Consider the following 12095-nt stretch of genomic DNA (forward strand, 5'->3'; position numbering starts at 1 on the left):
GCCGAAGAGCTGTCAGCCGTGACTGAAGAAACCAGTGCCGGGGTCAACAGCCAGAAGATCGAAACCGATCAGGTCGCCACCGCCATGCACGAAATGACCGCCACCGTGCAGGAAGTCGCGCGCCGAAGAGCTGTCAGCCGTGACTGAAGAAACCAGTGCCGGGGTCAACAGCCAGAAGATCGAAACCGATCAGGTCGCCACCGCCATGCACGAAATGACCGCCACCGTGCAGGAAGTCGCGCGCAACGCCGAAGAAGCGTCGCAAGCGGCAGCAGCGGCTGACGGTGAAGCCCGCGAAGGCGATAAAGTGGTCAACGAAGCGATCGCTCAGATCGAACGCCTGGCCAGTGAAGTGGTGCGCTCCACCGAAGCCATGACCGTGCTGCAACAGGAAAGCGACAAGATCGGCAGCGTCATGGACGTGATCAAGGCAGTGGCCGAACAGACCAACCTGCTGGCGCTCAATGCTGCCATTGAAGCGGCACGCGCCGGTGAAGCCGGTCGCGGTTTCGCGGTGGTCGCTGATGAAGTGCGTGGCCTGGCCCAACRCACGCAGAAATCCACCGAAGAAATCGAAGGCCTGGTCGCCGGCCTGCAGAACGGCACCCAGCAAGTCGCCGCCGTGATGAACAACAGCCGCAGCCTGACCGACAGCAGCGTCGAGCTGACCCGCAAGGCCGGCGTGTCACTGGAAAACATCACCCGCACGGTGTCGAACATCCAGTCGATGAACCAGCAGATCGCCGCCGCTGCCGAGCAGCAAAGCGCGGTGGCCGAAGAAATCAGTCGCAGCATCATCAACGTGCGCGACGTCTCCGAGCAAACTGCCGCCGCCAGTGATGAAACCGCCGCGTCCAGCGTTGAATTGGCACGGTTGGGTAATCAGTTGCAGATGATGGTGAGTCACTTCAGGGTCTGACCATCACATTGCACAAATCGGTTCCCACACATTTGCAGGAGCGTCGCCCAGTCCTCCTGCAGGTGAGATAGCTCAAACACTAATAGCATTGGTAAACACCAATCGATTCCCGAACGGATCACTAACGGTCATGTCCTGGCTCCCCCAGGGCATGGCCTGAATCTGTGGAAGAGCGAAGCGGTACTCCTTGGCCAGCAATTGCTGCTGAAACGCTTCCAGCTCATCAGTCTCGATGCGTAGCGCCGAACCCGGCGTAGCGTCGCCGTGGTGCTCGGACAGGTGCAGAACGCATTCACCCCGCGACACTTGCAGATAAAGCGGAAAGTTCTCGCCGAACGTGTGCTGCCAGTCAAGCGTGAAACCGAGGAAGTCGACGTAGAACTCCAGCGCCTTGGCTTCATCGAAGATCCGCAGGATCGGGGTGGTTTTACCGAAGCTCATTGCGCTACTCCCAAACTGAAAGGCCCCACTCTAAGTGGGTTGCATGACAGCGCTTCGGCTTGGCAATGGCTTTCTTTAATCTCACAGTGCCACTATGAGACCTGGATCAAAAGATCGCAGCCTTCGGTAGCACCTACAGGAGAACGGGTTCGGCGCAGGCGGCGATCTTTTGATCGTCAACACTCAATGAAAGCCCATACGCAAATCCCCTTCCCGCGCCAGAAAACGCCCAGCCCTGCTGTCGTTTGCCCTGCCCTCACGGTAGCTCAAGACGCCATTGACCCACACGCCGTCGATGCCTTCGGCCGCCCGTTGCGGGTCATTGAAATCCGCTATATCACGCACATGCAACGGGTCGAACAGCACCAGATCCGCCCAATGCCCTTCGCGTATTTCACCGCGCTCTTTCAGGCCGAAACGCTCCGCCGACAGCCCGGTCATCTTGTGCACCGCCGTGTGCAGCGGGAACAATCCGAGATCCCGGCTGAAGTGCCCCAATACCCGTGGAAATGCGCCCCACAACCGCGGATGCGGAAACGGGTCTTCCGGCAAACCGTCGGAACCGATCATCGATAACGGGTGGGCCAGAATGCGCCGCACATCCGCCTCGTCCATCCCGTAATAGACCGCCCCGGCCGGTTGCAAGCGACGGGCCGCGTCCAGCAACGGCATGCCCCACTCGGCGGCGATGTCCATCAGGTCGCGGCCGCCCGCTTCAGGGTGTGGCGTCGACCAGGTGATGGTGATGCGAAACGCGTCCGTCACCTGTTTGAGATCCAGGGTCGAGGAGCTCGCCGCATACGGATAACAATCGCAACCCACCGGGTGGGTTTTCGCTGCGTGCTCAAGGGACGCCAACAGCTGTGGACTGCGCCCCCAGTTGCCGGCGCCAGCGCATTTGAGATGGGAAATGATCACCGGACTTTTCGCGTGGCGAGCAATCTGGAATGCCTCGTCCATGGCCTCCAGCACCGGTTCGAATTCGCTGCGCAAATGGGTGGTGTAGACCGCGCCGAAAGCCGTCAGCTCTTCAGTCAGTTGCATGACTTCGTCGGTAGATGCCGAGAAGGCGCTGGCGTAGGCCAGCCCTGTGGACAAACCCAGTGCACCGGCCTCCAGGCTCTCGCGCAGTTGCTCACGCATTGCCGCAATTTCACTCGACGTGGCAGTGCGAAACAAGTCGTCCAGGTGATTACTGCGCAGCGCCGTGTGGCCGACCAGTGCGGCCACGTTCAACGTCGGGTTGGCCGCTTCGACTGCGGCCCGATAATCACTGAAACGCGGATAAACAAAGGCTGCGGACGTACCGAGCAGATTCATCGGGTCCGGTGGATCGCCGCGCAAACTCACTGGTGAGGCGCTGATCCCGCAATTGCCAACGATCACCGTGGTCACGCCCTGGCTGAGCTTGGGCAGCATCTGCGGTTGGCGGATTACCACCGTGTCGTCGTGGGTATGTACATCGATAAAACCTGGCGCAAGCACTCGTCCCGCCGCGTCGATTTCCTCATCGGCGCTGACATCCTGCAAATCACCGATGCGCGCGATCCGTCCGTTCACAATCGCCACGTCGGCGGGATAACCCGGCGTGTTGCTGCCGTCGATGATCAGGGCGTTGCGGATCAGCGTGTGGTACTGCATGTCWGTCTCCCAACGGCAGATGATCATCGCCGCCACGGTAGTCGTCGAGGGCGAGCTTGATCCGCCGCAGACGTTCTTGATTGCCTTCAGGATTGGCCAGCGCCAGCTCGGTGGCAAGCACATCGATGGCCAGCAGCATGCCGTAGCGCGCCGCTGTCGGTTTGTAGATGAATGAGGTTTCGGCGCTTTGCAGCGGCAACAGCACATCGGCCATTTGCGCCAGCGGCGAGTCGGCCAGGGTAATCGCCAGAATGCGTGTGCCGTAGCTGCTCGCCAACTCGACAGCCTCCAGCAGTTCCGGGGTGATGCCGGTCAGTGAGCAGGCAATCAACGCATGCTCCGCGCCCAAGGATGCGGCGGTCACACGCATCATCACCGGGTCATGGCAGGTGGCAATCGGGTAGCCGAGGCGCACCAGCCGCACCTGCAGCTCATCGCTGCACAGCGTCGAACAACCGCCCATGCCGAACGCGTGAATCATCCGCGCCTTGCCCAGCAACTTCACTGCGTCGGCGAAACGCGACTCATCGAACGCCGACAAATGTTGATGCAGCGTCGACTCGATATCGCCGACAATCTGCCGATAAAACCCCGACTGCTCCGGCGTCCCCGCCGGGTCGAGAAAACGACTCCCGACACCACTGGCCTGGGCCAGTTGCAGGCGCAAATCGCGCAGGTCACGGCAGCCGACGCTACGGGCAAACCGCGAGAGTGTCGCACTGCTGACCTCGGCTCGCAGCGCCAGCTCGTCGAGGCTCGCCGATGCGGCAAACCCCACATCGTCGAGCATCAACCGGGCAATCCGTCCTTCACCGGCGCTGAAGGAATCCTGACGCGCACGAATCTGATAGAGGATGTCCATTTACCGCACCTGCTGTTCAAAGCACATAGGAAAGGCCAAGGGTCAGGCCGAACGCGACCAGTGAGATCAAAGTTTCAAGCACCGTCCAGGTCTTGAAGGTCTGGGTCACGGTCATATTGAAGTACTCCTTGATCAACCAGAAGCCACCGTCGTTGACATGAGAAAAGATAACCGAGCCCGCACCTGTCGCCAGCACCAGCAGCTCCGGATGGGGATAGCCCAGACCAATGGCCACCGGCGCGACAACGCCTGATGCGGTAGTCATGGCCACGGTCGCGGAACCGGTGGCAATGCGCATCAATGCCGCGAACAGCCAGCCCATCAACAACGGCGACAAATGAAACTCATGGGCCAGGCCGACGATCTGGTCAGTCACCCCGGCATCCACCAGAATCCGGTTCAAGCCACCGCCGGCGCCCACCAGCAAGGTGATGCTGGCGGTTGGTGCCAGGCACTCATTGGTGAATTTGAGGATCGATTCGCGGTTGAAACCCTGAGCCAGACCGAGGGTCCAGAAACTCAGCAACGTCGCCAGCAACAGGGCGATCACCGAGTTGCCGATGAATAACAGGAATTGGTTGAAACCGCTGCCCGGTGTGGAGATCAGATTGGCCCAGCCGCCGATCAGCATCAGCACCACTGGCAGCAGAATCGTCGCCATGGTGATGCCGAAACCCGGCAAGCGGTCCCGTGGTTCGCGCTCGATGAACTGTCGCTCCAACGGGTTTTCCGCGGGCAACTGGATACGCGGCACGATGAATTTGGCGTACAGAGGACCGGCAATGATCGCGGTCGGGATGCCGATCAGAATCGCGTAGAGCAACGTCTGCCCCACCGAGGCCTGATAGGCCTGCACCGCGAGCATCGCTGCCGGATGCGGCGGCACCAGCGCATGCACCACCGAGAGCCCGGCAACCATCGGCAAACCGACCATCAGAATCGACACGCCTACCCGCCGCGCCACGGTAAAGGCAATCGGCACCAGCAACACAAAGCCAACTTCGAAGAACAACGGCAGACCCACCAGAAAGGCAATGCAGACCATCGCCCAGTGCGCGTTTTTCTCGCCGAAGCGCTCGATCAGCGTGCGCGCCATCTGCTCGGCTCCACCGGACTCGGCCATCATTTTGCCAAGCATCGTGCCCAGCGCCACCACCAGCGCAATGTGCCCCAGGGTCTTGCCGACACCCGCTTCATACGCGCCCACCACCCCTGACGGCGGCATTCCGGCGAGCAGCGCCAGGCCGATGGAAACCATGGTAATGACAATGAACGGATTGAGTCGGTAACGGGCGATCAGAACGATCAGCGCAATGATGGCGATAGCGGCATAAACCAGCAGCCAATAGCCGAAGGACGGTGCCATGCGGTACTCCTCGAAAAGGGTCACGTCGATGTGTTGTGAAACCCATAAATCATTTCGAGTAGCGGTTTTCAAACCTGATGAAAGTAATTTTCGTGCAGAGGAATGAGATGTCGTTTTCAGGCATGCCTTGTCGTGATTAATGAAAATCTGCCGGGCGTTTTTTCATCCCTTCGACGCGAACCTTCCCATCACACAATTCACTACGGCGATAGCTGCTTCGATGATTATCAGGAGTGCTACCAACTGTGCGACGGAGTCATTACCCCAGTCATCCATCAGGACTGATCCCCCTGAAAATACAACCCACCGCCCCGCCTCCTCGCCGTCCCGTAGCAGCTGTCGAGCCTGCGAGGCTGCGTTCGAGGACGAAGTCCTCGCATATCCTGCGTACGCGGTTTACCAGAAAGAACGCGCTGTCTGATTTCACGACTGCTTTGCAGCCGAACGCAGCCTCGCAGGCTCGACAGCTGCTACGGGGATACGGGGATACGGGGATACGGGGATACGGGAGCCAGTTTCGCGCATTAGTCGCGGATCAGCCTTCGAACACCTCGTTCGCGTAACTCGCCAGCTTGCCCTGGATGAAGTCCAGGAAGCATTGAATCCGCAAGGCCAGTTGTGAGTTGCGGTAGTACACCGCATTGATCGGCTGACGATAGCCGCTGTTGGCCTGCGCCAGCAGCAACTTCAGCCGCCCGGCCTTGATGTCATTGATGGTCATGAAATGCGACAGGCACACAATGCCCTGCCCCTCCAGCGCCAGCTGACGCAGGGTTTCACCGCTGGAGGCGCTGAGACTCGGCTGAATCTGCCAGCGGTCGCCGTGCACATGACGCAGCGGCCAGTGATTGAGGCTTTCGGTCTGGGTGAAGCCCAGCAACGAGTGGCCGGCCAGTTCGGCAACCGTGGTCGGTGTGCCGTGTTTTTCCAGGTACGCAGGGCTGGCGAGGATGTGCAGCGGACTGCCCCCCAGCGAACGCGCATGCAGGGTCGAATCCGCCAACGCTCCGATGCGGATCGCAATGTCGGTGCTTTGCTCCAGCAGGTCGATGATCAGGTCGTTGCTGTTGAGTTCCAGCTGGATGTCCGGGTACAGACGGCGGAACTCATCGATGTAGGGCACGATGGCATGCAGCATGAACGGCGACGCCGCGTTGATCCGCAGTCGTCCGGAAGGTGTCTTTTGGCGCGAGGACAGACGCTCTTCGAGCTCGTCCATCTGGTCGAGAATCAGCTTGGCCTGTTCGAAGAAGTACTTGCCCTCCTCGGTCAGGTCCATGCGCCGCGTGGTGCGGTTGATCAACGTGGTGTCGAGCTTGGCCTCCAGACGCGACAGCGTGCGGCTGACCGCCGAGGGCGTTTGCCCGACCTGTTCGGCTGCCGCTGAAATCGAACCGCACTCGATCACGCAGACGAAAATCTGCAACTCATCGGATCTGGCTTTCACGTGTGCCCCTTAAATCAAAACAGCTTTGATAGTAGCCGGATACGGGGCATAACGCAGGTTACGCCGGCAAGTTGAACACCTGCTTGAGGTGCTGCTCATAGCGCGCGACGTCGGCTTCAATGTTCGGCCGCTTCATCACGTCGACACACAGGAAGGTCGGCAGGCCACTCATGCCGAGAAAGGTATYGGCCTTGTGAAACGGGAAGTACACCGCATCCACGCCCTTGGCTTCGAAGAAGTCGCTCGGGTCGTCGAAGGCTTGCTGTGGTGCGTTCCAGGTCAGCGACAGCATGTACTGCTTGCCCTGCACCAGGCCGCCACTGCCGTATTTCTGCGAAGCATCGGAGCGGGTCCGGCCATCGCTGGCGTAGAGGCTGCCGTGGCCTTCGGTGAAGACTTCGTCGATGTACTTTTTCACGATCCATGGCGCGCCCATCCACCAGCCCGGCATCTGGTAAATGATCACGTCGGCCCAGAGGAACTTGGCGACTTCTTCAGCGACGTCGTAGCCCTCGTCGATGTGGGTCACTTTCACGTCGATACCGCCGCGATCCAGCACGCTCAAGGCAGCTTCGTGCAGGGTGGCGTTGTAGCGACCGTCAGAGTGGGCGAATTTCTTGCCACCGTTGAGCAACAGAACTTTTTTCATGGAAAGCCTCATCATGGTCCGACCCGCCACGCTGTGGATAAGTCGCGGGATCGAGAAGTTTCAAATGTGATGGCGGCAGGGTATCGATGACCCTGCCCATGAATAAGCCCGAAGCCGGCAAAATACATTTGAGCGAAACGCACGAATAACCAGCTGATTGTTGCCATAGAATTTTCTCAACCCTGACTTGAGGAGTTCTGCATGAGCGAGCAACACGGTTTCATCCTGCACGCCAAAACCCGCCCGGAAAAAGCCGACGCCTTCGAAGCCCTGTTCCGCGCTTACGTCGAACCCAGTCGCGCCGAACCTGGCTGCATCGAGTACCACATGCTGCGCGACCAGCAAGACCCGACGCTGTTTATCTTCTACGAGATCTGGCAATCCCGGGCCCATCTGGACGTGCACTCGAACCTGCCGCACATGCAGCAGTTTTTCGCGAACCGCATGGATTACCTGGAACGCGATTTCGATATCCGCCGCATCGACATGCTCAGCCCGTCATCAGCTAGCCGCTGATCAGCAGGTGGCCGCCGGCTCTTACGGGGCCGGAACGTTGTCGAGAGTGTCGGCCAATGCCTTGGTTTTCCTGAAGAACACCCCGTAAACCAACGACAGGATCAACAGGAACGGCACACCGAACACCAAGGTCATTTTGAACGCCTCGGTAAAGTACGTCGTGATCATCACCGMGCCCATCAGCAGCAGCCCCAACAGCGTGGTGTAAGGGAACAGGCGCATGCGGAACGACAGTTTCCGCTCGCCGTGACGCTCGTGGTAGCGACGGAAACAGTAGTGCGTGAGGAAGATCATGAACCAGGTGAAGATCGCGCCGAACATCGAAATCGCCATCATCAAGGTGAAAGAGCTTTCCGGGTACATCACGTTCAACAGCGTCGCCAGCGCAATGCCCGAGCTCGACAGCAACAAGGCGTTGAGCGGGATGCCGCTCTTGCTCAACGCGCCCATCGCCTTCGGCGCGTAACCGCCACGGGACAGGCTGAACATCATCCGCGTGGTGATGTAGAGCTGACTGTTCATCGCCGACAACGCGGCAATCAGAATCACGAAATTCATCACCCCGGTGGCGCCGGGAATGCCGATGGTTTGCATGACCGTGACAAACGGGCTCTGCGCATGACCTGCCTGAACCCACGGCACAATCGCCAACATCAGGGCCAGGGTCAGCAGGTAAAACACCACCAGCCGCACGATGGTCGCGCGAAAGGCTTTCTTCACTGCCCGCTCCGGATCCTCGGCTTCACCGGCCGCCACTGCGATCATTTCCACGCTCAGGTAGCTGAAGATCGACACGATGACCGCCACCCACATGCCTTGCAGGCCATTGGGGAAAAAACCGCCGTGGCTGGAGTAGTGATGCACGCCGTACTCCGGATTACCCGAACCAAACACCACATACACCGCGAGGATGATAAAGCCGACAATCGCGCCGATCTTGATAGTCGAGAACCAATACTCAAAGGTGCCGAAGGTCTTCACGCTGATGGCGTTGAGCACGATCAGAATGCTTGAGAACGAGACGATCCAGATCCACTCAGGCACGTTGGCGAACCAGTACTTCATGTACATCGCCACCGCCGTCACCTCGGTGCCGACCGCCAACACAATCGCCGCCCAGTAGGCGTAGCGCACCAGAAACCCGGCCAGCGGGCTGATATAGAACTCGGCATACGCGCCGAACGAACCCGAGGTCGAATGGGCCACGGTCATTTCCGCCAGACAGTCCATCAACAGCAGCGTGATGACCGCGCCAATCGCATAGCTGAGCAGCACGCTCGGCCCGGCATAGCCGATGGCATAGGCGCTGCCCATGAACAGGYCGGTGCCTATCGCACCGCCGATGGCGATCATGCTCATCTGCCCCGAGGTGAGCTGGCGCCTGAGGCCATTCTCACGGTTGGAGATGGTTTCAAAACCGAGGGTGTCGGTCATTTCTCTGTCCTCTGAATATTGTGTTTTTTTAGAGAGCACATCGTTTGGATAAACCGGGTCACACGGTCGAACTAAACCCTGTGGCGAGGGAGCTTGCTCCCGCTCTGCTGCGTAGCGGCCCAAAAATCTTCGCAGTGAGTATCGATTTTGTGAGTGCTGCGCACTCAAGCGGGAGCAAGCTCCCTCGCCACGGACAGTGCTGGGATCAGGTGACGCTGTGGCGTACCTGGAACTGCGCTTGCGACCAGGTTTGCTGATCGAGAATCTCGCCAAGAATCTGCACCGCATCAAAGACTTCGGTGAAGCTGGTGTACAGCGGGGTGAAACCGAAGCGCATGATCCGCGGCTCGCGGTAATCACCGATCACACCTTGGGCGATCAAGGCCTGTATCACCGCGTAGCCTTGCGGGTGTTCGAAGCTGACATGGCTGCCACGCCTGGCGTGTTCGCGCGGGGTGATCAGTTTCAAATCGTGAGCGGCGCAGCGCTGCTCCACCATCTGGATAAACAGGTCAGTCAGCGCCAGGGATTTGCGACGCAGGCTCGGCATGTCGGTCTGGGCGAAAATCTCCAGGCCGCACTCGACCATGGCCAACGAGGTGATCGGTTGAGTGCCACACAAGTAGCGAGCGATACCGCTGCTCGGCTCGTAGCTTGAGGCCATGTCGAACTGTCGGGAATGACCGAACCAGCCGGACAACGGCTGCGTGACCAGATTGCACAGCTGCGGCGCAACCCAGACAAACGCTTGCGAACCGGGACCGCCATTGAGGTACTTGTAGGTGCAACCGATGGCGTAGTCCGCGCCGGCCTGACGCAAATCGACCGGAACCGCACCGGCAGAATGCGCCAGGTCCCAGATCGCCAGCGCGCCACATTTGTGGATCAACGCCGTCACGGCCTGCATGTCGTGCATGTAGCCGGTCTTGTAGTTGACGTGGGTGAGCATGACCACAGCAGTGTCCTGGTCAATCGCCTGTGCCAGTTCTTCCGGGCTGTCGACCAGACGCAAGCTATAGCCCTGCTGGAGCAAATCCATCAGCCCTTCGGCGATGTACAAATCCGTCGGGAAGTTGCTCGACTCACTGACGATGACCCGCCGCGTCGGTGCCCGCATCGCCTGCACACGCAAGGCCGCGCCGAGGACCTTGAACAGGTTGATCGAGGTGGTGTCGGTGACCACCACTTCGCCCTCACCGGCGCCAATCAGCCCGGCCAACCGATTGCCCAGACGTTCCGGCAGGTCGCGCCAACCCGCGCTGTTCCAGCTGCGGATCAAGCCATTGCCCCACTCCTCGGCGATGACCGCCTGAGCACGCTCAAGCGCCGCAACCGGACGCGCGCCAAGGGAGTTGCCGTCGAGGTAAATCACGTCTTCGGGAAGCGCGAACTGGTGACGCAGATGAGCCAAAGGGTCTTGCGCATCAAGCGCCAGGCAATCGTTTCTTGTGATCATTGTCGGTCCTGTTCTCTAGATGACATGCCGCCGTGTTTTCAGCTTTTTTGCGCCGGCACAATGAGCAAATAATGAACGAAGCCTTGGAGAATTTTCGTGCAAAGTGGATGGTCATATAGTAGTTATCTCGAAGATAATTCGAATCCAACTCCAAAAATCGCGGATTTATTCAAACCATGACCCTCGACTCGACAGACCTGCGAATCCTGCATTACTTGCAGCAGGACGGGCGTATCAGCAATCAGGAATTGGCGGAGAAAGTTGCGCTGTCGCCGTCGGCTTGCCTGCGGCGTTTGCGGCTGCTGGAAAGTGAGGGAATCATCACCGGCTATCGCGCGGTGCTGAACGCCGAACGGCTGGGCATCGAGCTGGAAGCCATCGTCCATGTGTCGTTGCGACAGGACGTCGAAGACTGGCACGAGACCTTTATCAAGAAGGTGCAAGAGTGGCCGGAAGTCGCCACCGCGTACGTGATTACCGGCGCCAGCAACTATGTGCTGCGGGTTCAGGCGCGCAACCTGAAACACTTCTCGGATTTCATCGTCAACAAGCTCAATCGCACCGCGGGGGTGACCGATATTCGCTCGGAAATCGTCCTGCAGAAAATCAAGGAGCGAGACGACCTGCTGGATCTGGTCGCCCGCAAATAAGCCTTATTGACTGCCTCTGCGTCAAAGCCCGCGCATGCGCCGGGCCTCGTTGCGCTGCAAGGTGGCGCTCGGGGCTTCGTCGAACAACTTGCGGTACTCGGCGGAAAAACGCCCCATGTGGGTGAACCCCCAGCCCATGGCAATCTCCGAGATGTTGCGCGCCAGCCCCTGTTCAAGAATGTCCTGGCGCACCGCATTCAAGCGGTATTTTTTCAGATAGGCCATCGGCGACAGGGCGAAGTATTTTCTGAATGCTTCGAACAACTTGAACCGCGAAACCCCGGCCGCCGCTTCGATGTCTTCCAGGTGCACGGCTTCGCGAGCGTTGTCGTGAATGTACTGTTTGGCCCTGATCAGATAGTGCGGCAATTTCACCCCCAATACCTCCCGCAGCTCATCGGAGTAATTGTTCGGCTGGGCGAGGATCAGGCCTTTGATCAACGAGCTTTCGATGTCCCGCGTGAAGACGACCTGCTCAAACAGCGCGCTGCTGCGCTCAAGTTCGCCGATGAAATACCGCGCCATGCGCCACCACGAGGCCGACGCACCGTCCACCGCGTCCATCACTGATTCAAAGCGCAGCGGCGCATCCAGTGGGCGCTGCAACATCCCCTCAAGGGATTCACTCATGGCCGCCCGAGTGATCACCACCTGGACCTTGCGGCAGTCACCGGAGATCGCCAGCATCTGGTTTTCATTCGGGGAGATGATCAC

At 59.4% G+C, this 12095-nt stretch carries 11 protein-coding genes and 1 pseudogene; 3 read left to right on the plus strand and 9 right to left on the minus strand.

The annotated features are described in order from the left end of the window. Positions 1-214: 214 nt before the first annotated feature. Positions 215-919 (plus strand): methyl-accepting chemotaxis protein, encoded by a 705-nt coding sequence (locus tag AC1DH9_RS09460; protein ID WP_477808087.1) that lies wholly within the window; start codon positions 215-217, stop codon positions 917-919. Between the two features lie 72 nt (positions 920-991). Here AC1DH9_RS09460 and AC1DH9_RS09465 read toward each other — a convergent pair whose 3' ends face one another. From AC1DH9_RS09465 to mdaB, 6 genes and pseudogenes are all read right to left on the minus strand, one after another. Further along, positions 992-1360 carry a glyoxalase superfamily protein gene (locus tag AC1DH9_RS09465; RefSeq protein ID WP_427533133.1) on the minus strand — a complete coding sequence of 123 codons (369 nt, stop codon included), beginning with the start codon at positions 1358-1360 and terminating at the stop codon, positions 992-994. A gap of 183 nt (positions 1361-1543) precedes the next feature. Continuing rightward, positions 1544-3001 (minus strand): D-aminoacylase, encoded by a 1458-nt coding sequence (locus tag AC1DH9_RS09470; RefSeq protein ID WP_427541954.1) that lies wholly within the window; start codon positions 2999-3001, stop codon positions 1544-1546. A gap of 4 nt (positions 3002-3005) precedes the next feature. After that, positions 3006-3863: pseudogene (locus AC1DH9_RS09475) on the minus strand (MurR/RpiR family transcriptional regulator); the annotation flags it as partial. A 16-nt stretch (positions 3864-3879) separates the two neighbouring features. Continuing rightward, positions 3880-5229 carry a GntT/GntP/DsdX family permease gene (locus AC1DH9_RS09480; RefSeq protein WP_427541957.1) on the minus strand — a complete coding sequence of 450 codons (1350 nt, stop codon included), beginning with the start codon at positions 5227-5229 and terminating at the stop codon, positions 3880-3882. A 535-nt stretch (positions 5230-5764) separates the two neighbouring features. After that, positions 5765-6676, minus strand: a complete 912-nt coding sequence (locus tag AC1DH9_RS09485) for a LysR substrate-binding domain-containing protein (RefSeq protein ID WP_427533129.1) — start codon at positions 6674-6676, stop codon at positions 5765-5767. Positions 6677-6734: 58 nt separating this feature from the next. Continuing rightward, positions 6735-7325 (minus strand): NADPH:quinone oxidoreductase MdaB, encoded by a 591-nt coding sequence (mdaB, locus tag AC1DH9_RS09490; RefSeq protein ID WP_477808084.1) that lies wholly within the window; start codon positions 7323-7325, stop codon positions 6735-6737. Between the two features lie 201 nt (positions 7326-7526). On the opposite strand from mdaB, the gene AC1DH9_RS09495 reads away from it, so the two are divergent. Next, a complete protein-coding gene (locus tag AC1DH9_RS09495; RefSeq protein WP_427541960.1) occupies positions 7527-7841 on the plus strand; it encodes a putative quinol monooxygenase in 315 nt (104 codons plus the stop codon). Positions 7842-7862: 21 nt separating this feature from the next. Here the strand turns inward: AC1DH9_RS09495 and AC1DH9_RS09500 are convergent, their stop codons facing one another. Both AC1DH9_RS09500 and kynU read right to left on the minus strand, forming a co-directional pair. After that, positions 7863-9275 (minus strand): amino acid permease, encoded by a 1413-nt coding sequence (locus AC1DH9_RS09500; RefSeq protein ID WP_477808085.1) that lies wholly within the window; start codon positions 9273-9275, stop codon positions 7863-7865. A 205-nt stretch (positions 9276-9480) separates the two neighbouring features. After that, entirely contained in the window at positions 9481-10731 is a 1251-nt protein-coding gene (gene kynU / locus AC1DH9_RS09505; RefSeq protein WP_427541966.1) for a kynureninase, read from the minus strand. 176 nt (positions 10732-10907) lie between these two features. Here kynU and AC1DH9_RS09510 point away from each other — a divergent pair, with 176 nt between their 5' ends. Continuing rightward, entirely contained in the window at positions 10908-11381 is a 474-nt protein-coding gene (locus AC1DH9_RS09510) for an Lrp/AsnC family transcriptional regulator (protein ID WP_054594119.1), read from the plus strand. 21 nt (positions 11382-11402) lie between these two features. Here the strand turns inward: AC1DH9_RS09510 and AC1DH9_RS09515 are convergent. Beyond that, the coding region (locus AC1DH9_RS09515; RefSeq protein WP_477808086.1) for a helix-turn-helix domain-containing protein at positions 11403-12095 on the minus strand (693 nt) is incomplete at its 5' end.

It is taken from the genome of Pseudomonas sp. 05T35, from assembly GCF_056396605.1.